Source organism: Cellvibrio fibrivorans, from assembly GCF_031457055.1.
GTDB classification, from domain to species: domain Bacteria; phylum Pseudomonadota; class Gammaproteobacteria; order Pseudomonadales; family Cellvibrionaceae; genus Cellvibrio; species Cellvibrio fibrivorans.
In genome coordinates this window covers 575,998-596,375 of the sequence record NZ_JAVDVX010000002.1, presented here as the reverse complement: position 1 = coordinate 596,375, position 20,378 = coordinate 575,998, and the positions used below count along the sequence as shown (strand labels likewise).

Sequence of the window (20,378 nt, the reverse complement as noted above, 5' to 3'; positions counted from 1 at the left end):
TTGTTTTTTTATTGGCGATTGATTTTTTATCGTTGCCGATGTTGCTGCGCCAGCGGGCTGTTAGCTTTGCTATTGGCGGGTGGCTTGAGTAACACTTTTAGATTGGCGATAGACTCCGGCAGACGCACCCCCTGCTTGATCCCCTGCTGAATGAACGCGCGCAAGTGCGGGAAGCGTTCGATAGCCGCATCAGTTTCCGGATCAGCTCCCGGTGTGTAGGCACCAATGGCAATTAAATCGCGGTTCTGTTGATAGCGGGCCAACAGTTGTTTAAACCGTTGCATCATTTTCAAATGGTCGTCATCAACGATATTTTGCATAGCCCGGCTAATCGATGCCTCGACATCAATTGCGGGGTAAACGCCCTCCTCCGCCAAGCGCCGCGATAGCACCACATGGCCGTCAAGAATTGCGCGCGCCGAATCGGCAATCGGGTCTTGCAAATCATCACCTTCCGTCAATACGGTATAAAAAGCGGTAATTGAACCCTCACCTTCTGCCGCATTACCGGCGCGTTCGACTAGCTGTGGAATTTTCGCGAACACCGAGGGCGGATAACCTTTTGTAGCAGGCGGCTCGCCAATTGCCAGTGCAATTTCACGCTGCGCCTGCGCAAAGCGCGTTAATGAATCCATTAGCAAAAGTACGTTTAATCCCTGGTCGCGATAATATTCTGCAATGCGGCTCGACAACTGCGAAGCGCGCAACCGCATCAAGGGCGCATCGTCGGCCGGTGATGCAACCACAACCGCACGGCGCAAACCTTCCTCACCGAGGATGTGATCAATAAATTCTTTTACTTCACGGCCACGCTCGCCTACCAACCCCACAACAACTACGTCTGCTGTCGTAAAGCGGGTCATCATTCCCAGGAGCACACTTTTACCCACACCGGAACCGGCCATTAAACCCAGACGCTGGCCACGCCCAACGGTAATCAGTGCATTGATTGCACGCACACCTACATCCAGCGGTTCGCTAATTGGGTGACGCTGCAAGGGATTAATTTCGTGCGGAGTGAAATCGAGGAATTCATCGCCAACGAGTGGGCCTTTACCATCCAACGGTTGGCCGATGCCATTCACAACACGGCCTAACAAATGCGGGCCAACCCGCATCCCCATTTGGGTGGCAATAGGCACGACGCGCGCACCTGGCTGCAAACCTTCAACGCGTTTAATCGGCATTAAAAAAACTTTATCGCCAGAAAAACCAACCACTTCTGCTTCAATACGGCGGTTGTCACTATTGATAATTTCACACTGGCGGCCGACAGATACATTCAAACCCACTGCTTCAAGAGTCAATCCGACTGAACGGGTAATACGCCCTTCTGCCTGAGGTTCCACCACAACTAACTTACGCGGTGCGTAAGTGCGTAAACGAGAACCGATAGATTGACGTTCTGACATGCTTACACCTCATCCTGTTGATCAGGTTTCAGGTCAGATTTTTTTTCACGTTCTTTCTCGTTCTCCAGTTCCGCTTTATGCAACATATTTCCGTGAGCAAACGCATCATCACCTTCGTCATCGTCTCTGTCTCCACTTGCTAACTGCTTGGAAATAAATTGTTCCAACACGGTTTGCAAACGCGATGACACAGAAAAATCCACGCGGCTTTCCGGAGTTTCAATTCGGCAACCACCGGGCAACAATTCCCCATCGCCAAAAAAACTCCAGGCTAATTGCTGTTCTGCAGCATAGGTTTCAACAGCGGCGAGATCGTCGGGATTTAAACAAACACGGATATTTTTACTGCCAATAGGCAATGCATCCACCGCATTTCTTACTAAACTGACAATATGGGATGAATCCGTCAGTAATTCGCGCTGCACCACACTTTGGGTGAGCGTGCAAATCACATCCAGTAATAAATGTTCTACATCGGTATCTTGTGCGTTGATGGGTTCGAGCAATGCATTGGCCAATTTTTGAAAACGCTGCTGCTCGGCAACCAACTGCGCGCGCATTTCCATTAGTCCCTGCTGGCGCCCGGCTTCATAACCCTCGGAATTGCCTTTAGTAAAACCTTCCTTATGCCCCTGCTCAAAACCGTCTTTTTCTGCAGTGTCAAAAATCGCCTGCATCTCCTCGGCGGTCATGCCTAATTGTGGTGGCGCTTCCGGCTCGGGGATTTCAACGGTTTCAATCGTTTCTTTTTCGCGGCGCAACAACCGCTCACGTCGTTCACGTGCTTCTTTTTCTGCCGACGACAAAATTTTGCCGTGTTCCGTAATCGGAGGAATTACCCAAGTCGTGGCATTTTCGACCACTTCAGCGGGAATACGATTTAGCAAACTGTTATCCGACATGGACGCTCTATCTCAATTTGGATACCCGCGTTCGCGGGTATGACGAGCAATGTACTGTTATGACGAGAAATGTATTTTTCAACGACCCCGTACTTAAACCATTTGATCGCCACCGCCACCCAACATAATTTCGCCAGCATCGGCCATACGGCGCGCGGTAATAAGGATTTCTTTTTGCGCGGCTTCCACATCGGCCAACCGCATTGGGGGTTTGGTTTCCAAATCGTCGCGCAACAATTCGGCGGCACGCTTGGACATATTTTTGAAGATTTTTTCTTTGAGTTCGTCGTCTGCACCTTTAAGTGCAACCACCAACACATCGGAGGACACTTCGCGCAGCAGCGCCTGGATTCCGCGGTCGTCCACCTCTTTGAGGTTTTCGAACACGAACATCAGATCCTGTATTTGGTTGCCCATATCCTCGTCGATTTCTTTGATGCCTTCCATCAATTCGGCTTCAATAGAACCATCCAGATTGTTCATAATTTCCGCCGCCACTTTGTAACCACCCATGGCTTTGGTTTGCGATGCCGCATTGCCCGAGAATTGTTTTTCCAGAATATCGTTCAATTCTTGCAACGCGCTCGGCTGCACCGTATCCAGCGATGCAACGCGCATCATAATATCGAGGCGCACTTTCTCAGGAAAATATCCCAAAATTTCTGCGGACTGATCCGAATCCAAATAGGCAATAACAATCGCCTGAATCTGCGGGTGTTCGTTGCGAATAATATCGGCTACGGAACGCGCCTCCATCCATTTGAGCGTATCCAGACCTGTGGTATTTCCACCAATCAAAATACGGTCGATCAAACTATTCGCTTTATCTTCACCTAACGCAGTGACCAGCATTTTGCGGATGTAATTATCAGCACCCACGCCAAGCCCGGTGAGTGTGCGCACTTCATCTAAAAAGTTACCGAGCACAGCATGTACTTCTGATTGCTGCACATTTTGCAACTGGGTCATTGCAGCACCAATCCGCTGCACTTCTTTTGGCCCCATGTGCTTGAGTATTTCTGCTGCGTCCGATTCACCCAGCGACATCAATAAAATGGCCGCCTGATCAACGTAGCGCAGTTTAAGTTTGGCTTTATCGACCGCTTTATCGTTAGCTTCAGTCATCGCGATTTATCCACTGTTTCACTACCTGAGCCACACGGCCCGGGTCATCGGCAATCAAACCTTTAATGGCGTTCAGTTGTGCTTCGTAACCTTCTTCCGGGCTGGGCAATAACAGCGCCGATCCGCCGGTCAGTGTGACAGTTTCATCAGACATGCCATCTAACCCGCCAGCGCCAGCTGCTTCCAGAGCGGCCAATTGACGCGCCTCTTCTTGTTCTGCCAGCGCGCCACCTTGTTTGGACAAACTTTTAAACATAGGGCGGAGCAAGCCAAATATGATCAACAGAATAACCAGCACACTGGCGATATATTTAATATTGGGAATAATCCATTGCTCCCACCAAGGTACGTCTACCATCACACTGGGATCTTCCACGCGATTGGCAAACGCCGAGTTCAAAACATTGACGCTATCGCCACGCACAGCACTGAAACCCACTGCGTCACGTACCAGTATAGACAAGCGTTCCAATTCGTTTTCTGTCCAGGGCACCATGGTTTCAGTACCGTCTGCATTTTTAACAACCTTATCATCGACAACGACAGCAACGGTCAGGCGCTTAAGGGTTCCCTGTTGATGCTTGGTGTAACTAACCGTGCGGTCCAGTTCGTAATTACGAGTTGCCTGTTCGCGGTTATTGGTCGGTTGCGCAGCAGCAACTGGCTGGCCAGTGGCAGGATCAATTTGTTCCGGCGCTTCTGCAGTGCCTGGTGGTTGATTGGTTAGGGCGCCAGGAATACCGGCAGCAACATCGCCCGCGCGGCGGGTTTCATTGAGGGTTTGCTCAGAGCGGATTGCCGGTAAGTCCGGGTTAAAGGTTTCGGCCGCCTGCTCTACCGCCGTAAAATCGATATCAGCGCTCACTTCTGCACGGAATTTACCACCGCCAACCACCGGTTCCAAAATACCGTTTATGCGTTTGATTACGCTGTTTTCGACCTCCTTGGAATATTGGTGTTGCTTCGCGGCCATCAACAAATCAGCACTGTCTTCGCCGGTGGAAATTAAATTGCCGTGTTGGTCTACCACCGTCACATCGGCCATTTTCATTCCAGGCACTGAGGATGCCACCAAATTCATAATGGCTTTGACTTGCGCAGGCTCAACACTGCGGCCAGCAAACACTTCCACAAATACCGATGCCGTTGGATTAGTTACATCGCGTACAAATACGGTTTTTTTCGGAATTGCCAAATGCACGCGCGCGTTACGAATACTGGTAATACTGGTAATGGTGCGCGCTAATTCGCCTTCAATGCTGCGCTGATAACGGGTGTTTTCCACAAATTGGCTGGTGCCTAGTGGCTGCTCTTTATCCATCAATTCAAAGCCCTGGGTCGGGCTGGAAGGCAAACCGAACTCAGCGAGTTTCAACCGCGCCATGTGCACATCTTCGCTAGCGACTAAAATCGCACCGCTGTTTTCGTCCACCTTGAATTTGATTTGGTTTTGTTCAAGCACGTCCACCACATTGGCGGCATCAAGGTTATCCATGCGGCCATACAGCGGGCGGTAATCCTCGCCCTGCATCCACATCACAATCGCAAAACCAATCGCAACACTGGCCGCGAGGGTGATCATCAAACCGACTTGGCGCAACAAATTCAGGTTGCTTAAACCTTCCAAAAAATCGCCACCCAATTTCGGTTGCGCTGGTGCATTTTCAGATTCGGAAGCGGCAGACGTAGCCATAATTTCAACACCTTAAACAAATTTTTAATCGCACTGGGTGATGCAACATAACCATCAGGTACAGCCATTAAATTGGCATGTTCATCACATCGCGATAGGCATCCACTAATTTATTGCGCACCTGCACCATCGCCTGAAACGACACTGAGGCTTTTTGCGAGGCGATCATCACATCGGTAATGTCTACACCGGCAACGCCGCGTTCATAAGCATCCGCCATAGAGCTGGAAGCCTTTTGCACATCATTCACTTTGTTGACTGCCTGCGTCATTAAATCGCCAAAGCTGGGAACTTTTGATGTCCCTTCCACCGGTAAAGCGCCAAGGCTACGCATACCGGCAGGTGTATCACCAACACCCTGCGGGCGCTGAAATGCCTGGGTTTGCGCCTTTAAATTACGCATATCGCCTAATAATCGGTTGATATCTACGCGATCAGTCATGGTATGCCCTCTCAAACAAGCTCAAAACAATCCCAAACAGCCATTTCACTTGTACAACTCACAGTGACAATAATTTGGCATTGCCGCCTATAAATCTGTCATTGCAGGGGATTTTGCACAAAGCAGGCCAACCTTTGCCGCCCGGCAATCACTTGCCCCAAGCTGCGCAAGCATTAATCAATTTGTCGCAGATCCTTAACCGGTTTGTCACCCAGCGCGATTAAGCTCAAGCCGTCACCAACCCCATCAAGGAGTTTTTCATGAGCGACATGAACCAACTAAGCGATCTGGAACTAATCGAAAATGCAATGGCGAGTTTCATCGCCGACGTGGTGATCTCAAAAGGAAAAAAACAACAGATACGCCGCAACATGGAATGCCGCCGCAAGCTGGAAGAAAAATGGGAAGAGAAAAAATTACAGCGGGAAACCTGTGAGTATGAATTTGAGTATTTGCACTAAATTGCCAGCGCAATTTAATGTAGGGGCGCTGCTTGCCGCGCCCAGGGTTTTTTCAGTAAATCGGGCGCAGCAAGCGGGGCCCCTACAATAAACGTCAATCACCTCATTTGCCGGTGATTGTCAGGTGGGTGTCGCCACCGTAAATTCTAATTTAGGCAACATTCTTTTCTGCGGTTCGCTATAAACCTCCCCAACTTTCATTGCGCCTTTCTTTAAATAAAATCCTTCAGCTTCAGTGTATTGCATTTTCTTTTTTCAAGTTGATACCGAGATAAGGATAGTTTTAAGCTCGACTTTATTAATAAAACAAAATAAAGCAGAAAAATTATAATGCAACGACACGGTAGCTGCGCATCAATTTATTTGTGTCTACCCTCATGATCCCAAAGCAAGAACATCTGATTTGAGGTCGATGCCATCGCCTGAATCAAGCGCTCGTTATTTAATGATGGAATTTCCTGAAGTCGTCGTAGCAGTTCGCCAGCGCCTGTAGCTTCACTCGGATATGTTACAACACCATTTTTCGTTGCCAGGTGCCACCACACATCCTCTACAAATGGCCCTTGATCAGTTGTTTCAACGGCCACTCCGATTAGTTCACTCCAAGCGACGGACTGAGGCTCTTTTTCCGGCCATCGTACATGAGCATAATCTTCATCGAACCAAACCTTTACCGCAGCATATGGGCTCGCCTGCCCCGCCTTCTCTGCAGATTTTTTGAGCTTAAATTTTGCAAGTAAAGATAAAATCAGATCAAACATCAACTATTCCCATTTTTCCAAAATTTTAAACCCGGAAGAGCTATTAAACAGCGCCTTAAAAAAATCAGTGGAAAAACTTTTCCGGCTGTACGCACAACAATCAGAGAACTACATATCTTCAGAGCTGAATTAAATCTTATCCTTCCCCATTAAATGTTCTCACACAGAAGGAACAGCAATCGCTCTACTGGTAAGCATTAACTGTTGAACAAGTTTATCAGGTGTTGTGGAATATACGCCCGTCAGCCAGTCGCTCAATAAAGAGAGTTGAGTTGCAGCCAGTGCCTGAGCAATAGCGGACACAGGCACGTAACGATTTTGTGAAGGTGAAGACATGTTATGCAATTGCTCAACAAGTATCTGGCTAAGGCAACGGCTGACATGCTTGCGTGTAGTGCCCGTCAATATAGGGCGAGCAAAACTTCTGTTCTGCCAAAAATGCTCCAGTATCCCTTGTAAATCCAACACCTTGTTCGGGGGTAACATCGCAGAGGCCAAAACAGTCATCGGCCAGCGCAAACTCGCATAGAGTAGATCGTCTTTGTTTTTATAATGCTCATAAAACGTCGAGCGCCCCACATCAGCCTTGGCGATGATGTCTGCAATTTTTATCTTGCTGTAAGGCTGCGATAACACCAGTTCAAAAAACGCGTTGCGCAACGCTAACCCTGTGCGCTCTGCTCGCTTGTCTCCTTCAAATTCCTCTGTCACACAATTTACCCAAGGTTTTGTTGTAGATGCCGGACATTCTAATCGTATTGTCCGCCAAGTATCCATATGCGCTTGCTAGGCTGGCACTGCATTTAAATAATTATCTCTGGAGGCATCGTGTTAAACGAAAACGAACAAAGAACACATTCGTATTACCGTCTTATTGGCTGGAGCTTAATTGCCCTATCCATATTGGCAAACGCGGGTATGGCTCATCACCCGTATATCAGCGCGTCGCAACCTGAAGCCCAAATTGAACAAATGGCTCAAATTGCCGGGCTGACTATGCATGTGCACGGCTTATTAATTCTGGTGGTACTCATCTACGTTTGGTTATTTACACTTTATGGTGCCGCAAAAAATACCCCTATCGTTTGGCTCGGAAGTGGTTTATTTGCAGCAGGCGGATTAGCGATGGCTGGCGCAGCGTTGATTAGCGGTTTTCTCGCACCTCCAATGGTGCTCGGAGCAGAGATCAATACCGCTGAGCAATTGGCGATTTTCGAATTTCAATCGCGCTTATTGATGCAATCGAATCAGGTGCTAGCGAATGCAGGAACCTTTGCATGGCTATGTGCGTTGATCTGTTGGAGCGGCAATCTGGTTCAGGATAACAAACTCTTTCGCTGGGTAGGATTAGCAGGTTTATTAATCGGCACAATCAGCTTGTTCATAATAGTTACTGGAAAGTGGCATTTGAATGTGAAAGGAATGAGTCTATTCGTGTTAGCTATTACCATCTGGTTTTGTGCACTTGGGAGTTGTTTGTTGTGGAGTACGCGTAGAAATAAGAGTTAGGAAATTATTTTTTAAAGAAAGCGTGATTGTTTTGGCATTGCATGAGCTGTAGGGCATGGATGCCTAACGGACGTTCTTTCGCCCATTTTAATACTTATTAAATTATGGAAATTTAATTATTGCTCACCCATTTTGCATTTGTAACAACCATATAGGTGAAGCCACTATCACTGGGAGTACGATAAACTCCGATTGCATTTAGGTGTTTAGCTAAAACAGCGGTCATTTCCCATCCATCAACCTCAGTAGCTGCATAACGACCTGCTACTAATTGCTTAATGCCTAGCTTCTGCCCGATAGCTCTAATATCCCTTGAAGATGCCTTAACATTTTCGTCTAAACTTTGGTTAGCCCACGCCCACATCCAGGTATTTGATTTAGTCGAGTAGGTGCCTGAAAACTGGATATCGGCCTCAACTTGAGGCACACCTTCATGAGAGAAAACTAACTTTGCGGTATCTTGATACCAATCCCATCTCTCATGCTTGCCAGCGTTGTATTTTGAAACAAACTCTTTATGTCTTGGCTCGATAAAGCTAAAACTGTTTCTAACCATGTTGTGATATACGTCTTGATCTTGAATCCAGTTTCGCTCACGAACATCCTCATAACAGTCAGCGCATACAAGCTTTATATCGGCGAATTTCTCAGACCTATTATTCCACTCGCCCTCTGCTTCAAAAACCTTTTCACATTCATCGCACCAAGCATCGGGCCACAAATCGTCTGGTTTTTCAGGATCATATCCTAAATTGAAACCAAGATTTTTACCCTCGATTAAATGACTACAAAGGAATGTAGCGTTATTAGTTCCGTGAGTTGTACATTCAACTTTATTTTCTGATTCGCTCATTATTCTATATCGTTTTTGTCTGCTTAAAATTGCTGCTCGATAGAAACAAAGCAGATGCGATTATTCGCCACACACCACCTACAATAAAAACTGCCAAATCCGTCATCGGCAAAATCACAACTCATGAGTTCGCTTACATACGTGAACTTGCGATTTAGTCAGGTTTCAGCCTAAGAGGACATTGATAATAATAGCTTTGTTGGGTTTTTCGCGATTACGGAAAACATTAATCTGATTTTCCTTGCTACTCATTTTCTAGATTTACTCCAAATTTCTTTACCCGTATTTTATTAATTACACTCTCTTTTGCTATGATTATTAGTGCTGCCTTGGCCCGGATAGCAATCTCTTTTTGTTGGTCGCTAGCATTACTTGATTGACCGAATTTTAAGCACGCAGTTACAAACGATGATAAATGGCGTCCAACCTCAGATTTGAATAAATCATAATACTCATCTACAGAGGTATTCGCTAATACCACCTCATCGTTTGGGTTCCAGCCATTTTTTCCTGCGATACGATCTAAAACACTTTTAGCTGTCTCTACAGTAATGGATTGCATATACGTAGCATTAAATTTTTCTACTATTTCTGGGTCTCGTACATCACCAAAAAAATTAATTTCTTTCATATTGAAAAGGTTAGTTTCTTCTTTCCTACGCTCAATATATATATCTATTATTTCGGATGCTTTTTCATTTTCATCAAGCTCTCTAAACAAAGATACAGTTCCATTAAGATTCGTTGGCGTTATGTATTTACAGTTCTCTTTAAAGCTTTGATACAAACGATTGACAACCTCATCGCCATTATCATTAAAGGTATCGTGATAAAGTCGCCAAGCTTCGGAAAACGATCCCTCAGATTTCGAGGCAATAATATATTCATTGTTGATAGATGCTTTTTTTCTAAATTCATCTTCAACAAAGTAGCCTGTTTTTATAGCTTCCGCCAACAACAGATCAAGCTCATCTGTCAGCCGATACCCATAAGATTCTAAAGTAGTCAACCACTTTTTCTCATTTTCATCAGGTTTCTCCTCGCCTATTCCAAGCCACGCATAACCTTTGCTGGTTATGAAGTCTAACGGCGGAATGTTTTCGTTTGAGCCTGAACAGAAATAACTCCACGAATAGAGCACAAGTGAGTGTATTACTTGATCTGTAATCTCTGGCTCAAAGTCTTTAAGCAACGGCAAGGAAAGCAGAACTAAGCGTTCAATTTTTTTCAGTATTCGTATATTACGAATTCCTAAACTTGCCGTCAGATCACCTAATTTGGAGTGAAGAGATGCGTCATCTGCATATGCGATGAAGGCACATTCGTCTGGATTTGGTGAAAAAGCAAGCTCAATATCAATTACTTTTTCACGATATTTTTCATAGTCTTGTAGTCCGTCCTCTCCGTCGTTTAGTAGAAAAACCACCTTGCATTTTTTTTGTTCTTTTAACAGGGAGGCTAAACCTAAAACATCTTTGATCTCCAATCCATTTCCTTTTCTCTCTAGATCATCAATGCAAATAATCGTACTGTTTAAAGACAAAAAAGAAATGGCTTCTATCGCGGGGCTAAATGATTCTGCTAGTGGCGATCCCTTAAGTACATTCAACGATCGCCGACCAAAAGACTCCATCAAACCTATAGTATTTCTTCTAAAAGTTGCGATATTTGCTTCCGTATCGATAATTTCACGCTTTACAACATTCTCAAATATCGCATATTTAAATGCTTCCAATGAGTTAATGCCAAACAAAGAAACGTACGAATAGCGATCTAGCTTTATTTGATTGTTAGATTTAGCTTCTATAAGAAATTTTTTCCAACTAAAGGTTTTCCCTACGCCCCATTCACCCTTAATAGCCATAATCTCAGGTTTGTCTGATGCTAAAAAATGGAAAATTTGGTCTTTAATAATTTCTACCGACATAGAGGTTCCTTCAGTATTACTTAAGAGTTAATTTAATGCGATTAAGGCTTATTCTTTACTTGTTATCTTTCATGAATAAAAACAGTCTTTGAAATTTTATCATTAAAATATTTGACAATTCAGAGCTGAATCGAACTTCCGCTTTGGGCACATTACCGCCATTTAATCCGCATCGGTTGATACTAGCTGAGAACAGCTAAATAGATCCATCCCGCAACACAGCCAATCATTCTGGCTTCCCCTTCAAACAAATCCCAAAGACTATTCGACTTACATCAACAAAGAATATTACAGAGCATTACACGGTTTGAATGCTCTTTTTATAGGCTAAAAACGACAGATTCAAAATCACCAACAGAGCTGTTGGATCACTAGGGCACCCGCATATCAGTTGCATTTAACTTCAACGCAGGCGCATTTTTCTGGACCGGCAAAAGCCTTGCATCGGTAATCACTATGCTGGCTTCTTTGCCAATAGATGAGTTTGCGGGGCGTATTTGCAAATGGTAGCTATCAACGCTGTCGGGGTATTCGGGAAATTCCATTTGCACAATTATGCTGTCGCCGACGTGGAGTTCTCCCCAAGGCTTGGGGCATAGTTCACTGGGTGATGCAACAAAGTGTTCGGTAAAATGCTCGGCGCTATATTGATATTGCAAACGAATGCAGACAGGTGAAACTGCGAAGCTGTAGATGTAAACCGGCACTGAATCGCGATTCAACCACTCGGCGCGGCTGAGTTGTACATGACCTTGCTGGAGAAAAAGTGCATCGCGAGCGGGATCGCGATGAGGGTAGCGGAGCCAGCGTGTGCGTAGACCATCAGGTAAATCGATTGATGGGCTGTCGCCCCAGCCGATGGAATTTTTTACGACGGATTCTTCGCCGACAATTAAACCCTTGTCGCCGTCTTTACCGATGTACACATGCTTTTTTTCAACGCCGTCGCGCACTATAAATCCGTCACGGCAGTAATAATCATGGTTACGCAGGTAGCGGATTTTGCGGTACGAGCCATCGATAATGCGCCTCGCACCGCCTGCGGCGAGTTGTTCAACACCAGCTTCATTGATGGAAAACTCAAACTCAATCCATGCACCATCGTCCGGTTGACGGACTTCAACGCGTTGCTCAACGAAACGTTCGCGCATGCGGATGCTGTCCATGCCGATCAGTGAGGCTACCAGGTTTTCGTTTGCGCCATCGTATTGGCCGCGCATGTCCGGGCAGCCATTGAGTCGATTAAAAAACCAGCCTTTGTCGGGCGCGGCCCAAGCATCGGGATAACCGGCTGGTCTTCCGCATCCGACGAGAGTGCAAACAAGCAGGATGCAACACAGGCATTTAAGGTGTTGAATTTTCTCACTCCGTAATTTCATACCCCTCTTCACGCAACCGCGCGATTTTATAACGCAGGGTACGCGCGCTAATGCCCAAACGCTCTGCCGTATTTTTGCGGCTGCCGCGTTCATTGCGCAGGGTGTTCATGATGATTTCGTATTCGCGCTGTTTAAGGTCATTGCCCAGCGCCGGGTTATTTAGCGATGAGTGATGCACAGGTTGGTTGCTGATCAGCGCGATATTATCAGCGATTCCGCCGACAGGAAATTGGCTGGCGCGGGCATAGGCTTGTGCCGCAAAAGATGATTCACCATTGGAATCAAAATCGGTCCCGGGGTTAACAGCTTGCGCGGCCTCTAACAAATTCGGTTTTTGGCTGTAGTGCGCAGGGCTTTGTGAATATGGGCCGTTTGCGCCCAAACCCAAATCATCCGCCTGGATGGATTTGCCTTCCTGCAAAATTAACGCGCGCTGCATAATATTGTCCAGCTCGCGCACATTGCCCGGCCATGGATAGGCGAGCAGCATTTGCTGTGCAGATGCCGACAAACTGACGCCGCGACGATTTTGTTTTTGTGCGTGTTTTTGCAAGATTTTTTCGGCGAGCGGAATAATATCCTCTGCGCGATCACGTAACGGTGCCCATTGCAGTGGCAATACGCTCAAGCGGTAGTACAAGTCTTCACGGAATTTTCCGGCCACAACATCGCTGCGCATATTGCGGTTGGATGTGGCAATCACACGCACATTTAATTTAATGGTCTTGCGGCCGCCCAAACGCTCTACTTCGCGCTCCTGCAATACGCGCAATAATTTCGCTTGCAAACCAATATCCATTTCGGAAATTTCATCGAGCAACAAAGTACCGCCGTTTGCTTGCTCAAATTTACCGGGGCTGCTGGTGTGCGCGCCGGTGTAGGCGCCCTTTTCATGGCCGAACAACATGGCTTCCAACATATTTTCTGGAATAGCCGCGCAGTTAATCGCAATAAACGGTTGATTGCGGCGCGATGAATGGTCGTGAATATAACGTGCGAGCACTTCTTTACCGGTGCCTGATTCGCCTACTACCAATACGGTTGAATCTGATTGCGCTACACGGCGGGCGAGTTGCAATAATTGTTTGCTGGACTGCGCCATAGCAACGGGTTCGTCACCCTCAATTTGTGCTACGCCCAGGTGACGCGCTACGGTTTCTACCAGGGTTTGTGGTTCAAAGGGCTTCACCAAATAATCGACGGCGCCCTGCTTCATCGCATTCACGGATTCAGCAATGCTGGCATAAGCGGTAATCAGCATCATGGGAATTTGTGGATATTCTTGCTTCACGCAGCGCAGTAAATCATGGCCGCTCATTGCGCCCATATTGACATCGGAAACAATCATGCGGATATCGCCATAAAGTGCTAACTCTTTTAGCGCCTCTTCGCCACTACTGACGGCAATTACCGAATAATCGGCTAATTGCAGCGTGTCTGTTAACGCCTCGCGGAGATTGTTGTCATCTTCAACAACCAATACCTTGATCGCATTTTCAAAATCAGCTTGTTGCAATGCTAACGCCATGATTATTCCCCTAAGATGTAAAATTCGCGAACGGCAACAGCAGACTTGCACAAGTCCCTTTGCCTACTGTTGATTGCAATAAAAATTTTCCGTGATGCGCACGCGCAACGGCTTTCACTACACTTAACCCCAAGCCAGTACCTTGCGCTTTGGTGGTGACAAATAAATCCCCTACGGATTTGAGCAACTCGGCAGACATTCCAGGCCCCTTATCGCACACGCGAATCCATAAACGCTGCTCTTCAGATGCGAGCTGCGCGCTGAGTGTTGAATCATTCAGGGTTTGTGGATAGAGATTGAATTCAATGCGCAGCGCCGCTTTGCGGTCTACTGCTTGAATCGCGTTATTGACCAGATTTAACAACGCGCCAATTAATGCATCGCGATTGCATTGGATGTAACGTTCGCGGCAATTGATAATCCAATCGCAGGTGGATTCGCTGGTCATCAACGGGACTTCCATTGCCTCTGCCAATTCAGACTGCAATTGCGCAACGCTGATCACATCGTTCAGCGCAAGCTCGCCCTTCACATAGAAAAGCATGTCTTGCACCTGACGCTCGATATTGTTCAAACGCCCGAGAATTTTTTCTGAAAATTGTTGGCGACGCGCATCATCCAACTTGCCGCTGCACAAATGGCCGGCGTATAACATGGCAGACGATAAAGGCGTGCGGATTTGATGCGCGAGTGCGCCCATCATTTTGCCTAATGCAGATAAACGCTCATGGCGACTTAATTCGCCCTGCAAACGACGGGTTTCAGTTTGATCGGTGAGTAAAATAATTTGACCATCAGCACCCAGGTTGCGGGTTTGAATACTAATGAGGCGGCCATCGCGCAATGACACTTCGTGGCCGTCATCCTGACGCGGTGCAAAACAGCGTGCGATCACTTCGCGCCACAATTCGCCTTGCAACGGTTCGCCCAGTAATTCAATCGCAGCGGGGTTTGATTCAGACACGCGGCCGGAGGAATCCAATACCACCACACCACCGGGTAAAAAATTCAGCAGGCTTTCAAGACGATTAGCTAATTTTTCTTTTTCCGCCAATTCCTGCAAGCGGCGGTCACTAAGGCTGGACAGTTCTTCATTTAATTCAGCAACGCGGTTTTCCAACAGGTGATAGGAATCCGCAAGCTGTTCAGACATCTGGTTAAACAGCTCAAACGCACTTTTGAGATCCTGGCCTTTTTCACTGAGCGCCTTCTCCATCGGCAGTGCCGCCAAAGGCTCATCCGAATTGGCAGCCAGTAGGCCAGCGCGCGCTTTAGCCGTGCCGCCGACCTTGATCACATTGGAAACTGCTTGCGTCATAAAAACCCCTGTTGCACAACTCTTGCCCTGCCCGAAAAACCAAACCGTCAATAAAACAACGGATATTTGTCGTTAAAGGCTTGCTTGAGGGGTTAATTGCAAGCTGGATGCCAAAATATTTAGTTGTTATTTTTCATATACTTACAACTAATTAGACGCAACAAAAGTCAAACATTTGGCTTGCGCGGGATTTTCAGGTTGTCGCATTAATCATGCATCCTTATAATGCGCGAACCCTCTCGGGGGAGTAATCTGCTCCAGCATTGCGATGCCTGTACCCGTAAATGCTGAGCGCTTTTGTCAACAAACTTGCCGCACTCTTCCTTCAAGAGCGCATTTACGGCATGGCAAAAGCGTCCTCTGTTGTGCTTACAGCACACATCGGATTGATGAGACCTGAGATACCACTGTGGCCCCGGCGGGACTGCGGTTGTATCTCATGTTATTCATCCCGCCCTGGTAAATTTTATGGAAGCCTTTCTCAGCTCAACCTTCGCTGTCGCCATCGCAGAAATTGGCGATAAAACTCAATTGCTCGCACTCTTCCTCGCTGCGCGCTATGGCCGCCCCTACATCATCAGCTTGGGTGTAATAGTCGCCACCATCGTTAACCATGCAATCTCGGCCTGGCTCGGAACTGTTTTGGCAGATGTGATTCCCGCCGAGTGGATTCGCTGGATTATTGCGGGCAGTTTTTTTGCTATCGGCCTTTGGTTATTAATTCCCGATAAAGAAGATGACGACATGGGCCGCTTTGCTAACTACGGCCCCTTTGTTGCAACGCTGGTGTTATTTTTTCTGGCAGAGATTGGCGATAAAACCCAAATCGCCACCGTCATACTCGCGGCCAAATACAATGCAGATATGTGGATGACCTGTGCCGTTATTGCCGGAACAACACTCGGCATGTTGCTGGCAAACGTGCCGGTTATTTTTGCAGGAAAATGGTTAATGGATAAATTGCCACTCGGTGTTGCACACAAAGCCGCCTGCGTTTTATTTATCGGGTTGGGAATTGCAACGCTGATAGGAATGGGCTGAGTTGATTCGCTAAACCTGATGTACTATGGTGGCACAGTCACCATAGTCGTCACGTCAGGCCAGAGATTAATGATTACTCCTATTTTTAATTTAAACGATATTATTCTCATTCTGGCGATAGGTTTGAGTTTAATTCTGGCCTTATTCCAACCCATCTTACCCGCCAAGAAAAAACTCACCAAAGCATTATTAGCCAGTTTTTTCTTGAGCCTCACATTATCCGATATCGGCATTATGTTGATCTGGAATGAATACATTCCACAATCGACCCTGAGCGCAACACTGGTGCCCTACTTCTATTGCTGCTCCATGCTGTTAAAAGCGCCTTTGCTGTTACTGTATGTGCGCAGTATTACGGAAGAAAATTTCCAATTAAAACGCATCCATCTTTTGCATTTAACACCGATGCTCATCGCCATCCTGGTGATATCCAGTTTCGATATTAATATCAACCGGCTGAAACTCGACACCTTTGGTATGGATGCACTGCTCTATCAAGTCATAGACAGCCTTTGGTATTCGCTGAAAATTATTCCACTGGGATATTTCATCGCTGCAACCTTTACTGTTTGGCACTATCACAAAATGCTGCGCCAACAACATTCCGACGTAAATGAAACTGCTCTCTGGTGGTTGTATTATTTAACCCTGGGTTTTGTATTAGCCGGTGTGTGGACGCTCTCCCTAAGCATACTTGCCTATTTCTATCGTTTGCCGTTTGGTGTTACCGATAACTACCTGAACTTTATTTTATTGATCGCACTCTTCTATTACAGTATTTCCCATGCGCAAAACCTCACTACCACCAAGGAAGAAGAGGAGTTTGATGATCCGAAAGAATCTGCTGCACTGGTAGACACCAAACCGCTGGATTCCACCATCAGCAAGATTATGGACGGCATAGTCAACCAAAAGCTTTACCTTAACCAAAGCCTTAACGTCGAGCAGTTTTCAGCAAAAATCGGGGTGCCCTACCGGGATGTCTCTTTTGCTATCAACAAAGCTTTTGGTACGAACTTTTTTGAGTTTGTTAATTCCTACCGCATTGAAGAATCCAAACGTTTTCTCGCCGATGAAAAATACAAAGACATGACCATTATGGATATTTTGTTAGAGTCGGGCTTTAACAGTAAATCGGCATTCCAACGCTTCTTCAAACGGTTGACCGGTACATCACCAACAGAATTCCGCCGCGAGGCATTGCGTAAAGCACATTTTGCGCAGGAGTAGTGTTCAGCACTTGAGGCTGTTTTTATGGATACCCGCGTATGCGGGTATGACGACAATATAACTATCCATTGATTTGCCATTATTTAGGCAAAAGACCAGCATCAGTTAATATCGCAATTGCAGGTTCAAGATAAGCCGCATAATGTTTCCATTGCCCAACACTTGCCGCTGAAATCGGTTGCCGGACTTGCACTGCGCTAGCCGTAGCAACTGGCTTGCTATTCTTCTCTACGGCCAAACAGGCCTCCTCCCACTCCAGACTACAAAAACCTAATAGTGTTTTAATTTCGCCATTAGGGTTAGCCACTAGGGATTCATAATTAACCACATAAAAATTATTGGGGTAAAGCGTTTGCCAGTGGTCAACCAAACGTTTGAACTCCACGTAATAGCGCGCGGCATCTTCAAGATTCAAGGTGTATCCAAAGGTGGAATCATGGAAGCTGAACAGTTGACGATAATTACTGACGACAGTGTCGAGCGGATTACGGTCAAGGCAGACAATTTTTGCTTCGGGCAAGGCCGCGATAATTAAACCGGCATAGAGTATATTCAACGGCAATTTATCCACTAAATAACGCTTGCCCGCCAACAAATAATCCGTGCTGGCGATATATTCACGCCCCAATGCTGCAAGATCCACCCCGCCCAACCGGTTAATAAAATCGCTATCAATAAATTCATTTCTGGTTGAATTGAGTTGAAGCTTTAGCGCCACCGAAAAATTATACAGCTCGCCGCCTGTGGCCACCTGGCTATGGTTTGAGATAATACGCTCAACCAGTGTGGTGCCCGTGCGCGGCATTCCAACAACAAAAATCGCTCGCGCATTTGCATATCCATTATTTAATACTAGCGGTTTTGCTGAAAAATGCTGCATCAATCGTGCAAAAATATCCTGATCCCGTGCAAACTGATAGGCGAGCTTTTTAGTCATTTTCTGCTTTGCTTGTGCCAGCACTACCATGGATTCATCAAAACACTTTAATGACTCAAGTTCTTTGGAAAGCGCATGAGCGATGCATAAACTATCGTCAGGATCTGTTGCTGTGGGCAAGAGTTCACGTAAGCGGGCAATGTGATTAGTTTCTGATGTAATGCCACCCAAGCTGGTTAACGCGGCATGTGCTTTGTAATAATCGGGTTTTAATTCGATAGCACTTTCATAAGCGGAACGTGCACCTGCAAAGTCACCACAAAATTTTAGTGACGAGGCAAGATTAAAAAAAAGACCAGGTTGTGCTTGCCCAAACGCGATAGCCTTTTTAAAACAAGTCGCCGCTTGCTCGTACATGCACAGCCGATTATAAGTAACACCCATCACATCCAACACTTCTGCCGTATGGTTTTCCAACCGCTCTGCACGTGCCAACAAATACACAGCATCACTTGTATTTCCAGCAAGCACCTGTGCACGAGCCAAATACACCGTGTATTCCAGTTTATCCGGCTCAAGGTGGTAAGCATGGGTAAGCATCTCAACTTCTTTGAGATGGTTTTTGAAATCATAGGCAATGCGGCTCAGCAAAAAATAAGCACCTGCCCAGTTTGGATAACGACTAACGGCATCAGTCAATAATTGAAACGCATTGCGGTAGTCGCCTTGCAGCAAAGCAAGGCGCGCCGAATCCTGAATCAGCATTTGTTCATGTTCATTATCGACTACAACCATACAATCGCCATTCTTTCAAAATTACTGGACGTCACAACCATTGGAAATAACTCCGCCCGATTGATTGCCATTCAGGTTTTTTACATCCAGGAACTTATCATAAATAAACCAGGTAGCACCAACGACCTCGATATTTTCCTTCCATGGCTTATTGAGTGCATCATACTGTTCGCGCCAGGATTTATAAGCCTGCTGATGTGGATTCTTTTCCAGCCAACATCCCATAAACGGAATATCGTTGGTGTTTTTTGGGCCTTCGTTGGAGAAAATGGGCGCAATTTTTACCTTGCGGCTAGCGGCAGATAGCCACTCAAGACGCTCAAGGCCGTAATTGATAATAGTCACATCCGTCTGCATGTAATAGTGCACTAAAATCCGGTCGGTAACATTTCCCAACCTAACGGCTTCATTTGCATTAATCCAACCAACATAAATTTCCGTTTGCAAATCATGCACCATGCCGACGGATTTAAAATGTTCTAACATCGCAATCGTATTGTTAAATGCAGTGGCCCGATCAGGCATATTCCAGAACTCGTACTCCACATTCAATACGTTGATACGTTCGGATTCAGGGCGCCCCTGATTGTAGGCCACAACTGTATCGGCCTCGCTAATATGACCTACTGCAGCGGCGACGCTTTTAACTCCGGCAGTTAATTTAGCGCGGCTGACCAACGCAGCAAACTGTTTAGCGGTGGTTGAGGTTGGATTAAGGCCTTCCAAATCATAAAAAATGAGATAGTTAAATCCATTATCACGCACAAATTTTATAAATTGATCTTCACGCTCAACATTACCCAACAATGCATTAGTGCGCCCAGTATTAAGGGAAACATACATACCGTATAGTTGATCGTTTTGTGGTTCACTACCTTGAGCTGATGATGCAATTGAGGAATTAGAGCTTGAAACTTCCGCGCTGGATGCACTTGCTTCTGCTGCTGAACTCGTATTCGTTACTATCTTAGATGAAGCGTTTGATGAAGCACTTGATCCAACAACAGAGTCGCCACTGCTATTGGTATTTTTTATTGCAGAGGAACCGCCACCGCAGGACACCAATGCAAGAATAAAACTAGAAATACATAAATTGCGTAACATTATAAAAACCTTTCAATAATT

The 20,378-nt window shown here is 46.2% G+C and carries 18 protein-coding genes; 4 read left to right on the top strand and 14 right to left on the bottom strand.

All coding sequences use genetic code 11. The features are described 5' to 3' along the window. Positions 1-26: 26 nt before the first annotated feature. From fliI to fliE, 5 genes are all read right to left on the bottom strand, one after another. On the bottom strand, positions 27-1,412 hold the full coding sequence (gene fliI, locus J2X05_RS07400; RefSeq protein WP_310070705.1) for a flagellar protein export ATPase FliI: 1,386 nt from the start codon (positions 1,410-1,412) through the stop codon (positions 27-29). Positions 1,413-1,414: 2 nt separating this feature from the next. Then, positions 1,415-2,314: a flagellar assembly protein FliH gene (locus tag J2X05_RS07395; protein ID WP_310070703.1), complete on the bottom strand. Its 900-nt coding sequence runs from the start codon at positions 2,312-2,314 to the stop codon at positions 1,415-1,417. Between the two features lie 93 nt (positions 2,315-2,407). Then, entirely contained in the window at positions 2,408-3,439 is a 1,032-nt protein-coding gene (gene fliG / locus J2X05_RS07390) for a flagellar motor switch protein FliG (protein ID WP_310070702.1), read from the bottom strand. Next, complete coding sequence (fliF, locus tag J2X05_RS07385) at positions 3,432-5,132, bottom strand: flagellar basal-body MS-ring/collar protein FliF (protein ID WP_310070701.1); 1,701 nt, start codon at positions 5,130-5,132, stop codon at positions 3,432-3,434. The genes fliG and fliF overlap by 8 nt, the downstream gene beginning before the upstream one ends. Before the next feature lie 67 nt (positions 5,133-5,199). Continuing rightward, the gene (gene fliE, locus J2X05_RS07380; RefSeq protein ID WP_310070700.1) at positions 5,200-5,574 is read right to left on the bottom strand and encodes a flagellar hook-basal body complex protein FliE; all 375 of its coding nucleotides are present in this window, start codon (positions 5,572-5,574) and stop codon (positions 5,200-5,202) included. A 260-nt stretch (positions 5,575-5,834) separates the two neighbouring features. On the opposite strand from fliE, the gene J2X05_RS07375 reads away from it, so the two are divergent. Then, the gene (locus J2X05_RS07375) at positions 5,835-6,035 is read left to right on the top strand and encodes a PA3496 family putative envelope integrity protein (protein WP_310070698.1); all 201 of its coding nucleotides are present in this window, start codon (positions 5,835-5,837) and stop codon (positions 6,033-6,035) included. Positions 6,036-6,394: 359 nt separating this feature from the next. Here J2X05_RS07375 and J2X05_RS07370 read toward each other — a convergent pair whose 3' ends face one another. After that, positions 6,395-6,796 carry a hypothetical protein gene (locus J2X05_RS07370; RefSeq protein ID WP_310070697.1) on the bottom strand — a complete coding sequence of 134 codons (402 nt, stop codon included), beginning with the start codon at positions 6,794-6,796 and terminating at the stop codon, positions 6,395-6,397. Positions 6,797-6,955: 159 nt separating this feature from the next. After that, positions 6,956-7,507, bottom strand: coding sequence for a TetR/AcrR family transcriptional regulator (locus J2X05_RS07365; RefSeq protein ID WP_310070695.1), 552 nt, complete (start codon positions 7,505-7,507; stop codon positions 6,956-6,958). Positions 7,508-7,624: 117 nt separating this feature from the next. Between J2X05_RS07365 and J2X05_RS07360 the strand changes: the two genes are divergently transcribed. Further along, on the top strand, positions 7,625-8,305 hold the full coding sequence (locus tag J2X05_RS07360) for a hypothetical protein (protein ID WP_310070691.1): 681 nt from the start codon (positions 7,625-7,627) through the stop codon (positions 8,303-8,305). Between the two features lie 112 nt (positions 8,306-8,417). On the opposite strand, the gene J2X05_RS07355 is transcribed toward J2X05_RS07360, so the two are convergent. The 5 genes from J2X05_RS07355 to J2X05_RS07335 all read right to left on the bottom strand — a co-directional run bounded on the left by J2X05_RS07355 (position 8,418) and on the right by J2X05_RS07335 (position 15,310). Then, entirely contained in the window at positions 8,418-9,158 is a 741-nt protein-coding gene (locus J2X05_RS07355; protein ID WP_310070688.1) for a DUF6882 domain-containing protein, read from the bottom strand. A 244-nt stretch (positions 9,159-9,402) separates the two neighbouring features. Continuing rightward, positions 9,403-11,085, bottom strand: coding sequence for a hypothetical protein (locus J2X05_RS07350; protein WP_310070685.1), 1,683 nt, complete (start codon positions 11,083-11,085; stop codon positions 9,403-9,405). 371 nt (positions 11,086-11,456) lie between these two features. Continuing rightward, positions 11,457-12,464, bottom strand: coding sequence for a hypothetical protein (locus tag J2X05_RS07345; RefSeq protein ID WP_310070683.1), 1,008 nt, complete (start codon positions 12,462-12,464; stop codon positions 11,457-11,459). Then, a complete protein-coding gene (locus J2X05_RS07340) occupies positions 12,448-13,992 on the bottom strand; it encodes a sigma-54-dependent transcriptional regulator (protein WP_310070681.1) in 1,545 nt (514 codons plus the stop codon). The genes J2X05_RS07345 and J2X05_RS07340 overlap by 17 nt, the downstream gene beginning before the upstream one ends. 10 nt (positions 13,993-14,002) lie before the next feature. Next, positions 14,003-15,310 carry a sensor histidine kinase gene (locus J2X05_RS07335; RefSeq protein ID WP_310070680.1) on the bottom strand — a complete coding sequence of 436 codons (1,308 nt, stop codon included), beginning with the start codon at positions 15,308-15,310 and terminating at the stop codon, positions 14,003-14,005. Between the two features lie 468 nt (positions 15,311-15,778). Here J2X05_RS07335 and J2X05_RS07330 point away from each other — a divergent pair, with 468 nt between their 5' ends. After that, positions 15,779-16,351, top strand: coding sequence for a TMEM165/GDT1 family protein (locus tag J2X05_RS07330; RefSeq protein ID WP_310070678.1), 573 nt, complete (start codon positions 15,779-15,781; stop codon positions 16,349-16,351). A 69-nt stretch (positions 16,352-16,420) separates the two neighbouring features. Continuing rightward, positions 16,421-17,581, top strand: a complete 1,161-nt coding sequence (locus J2X05_RS07325; protein ID WP_310070675.1) for a helix-turn-helix domain-containing protein — start codon at positions 16,421-16,423, stop codon at positions 17,579-17,581. A gap of 79 nt (positions 17,582-17,660) precedes the next feature. On the opposite strand, the gene J2X05_RS07320 is transcribed toward J2X05_RS07325, so the two are convergent. Next, entirely contained in the window at positions 17,661-19,253 is a 1,593-nt protein-coding gene (locus tag J2X05_RS07320) for a tetratricopeptide repeat-containing sulfotransferase family protein (protein WP_310070673.1), read from the bottom strand. A 21-nt stretch (positions 19,254-19,274) separates the two neighbouring features. Then, positions 19,275-20,357: a hypothetical protein gene (locus J2X05_RS07315; protein WP_310070668.1), complete on the bottom strand. Its 1,083-nt coding sequence runs from the start codon at positions 20,355-20,357 to the stop codon at positions 19,275-19,277. Between the last annotated feature and the right edge of the window lie 21 nt (positions 20,358-20,378).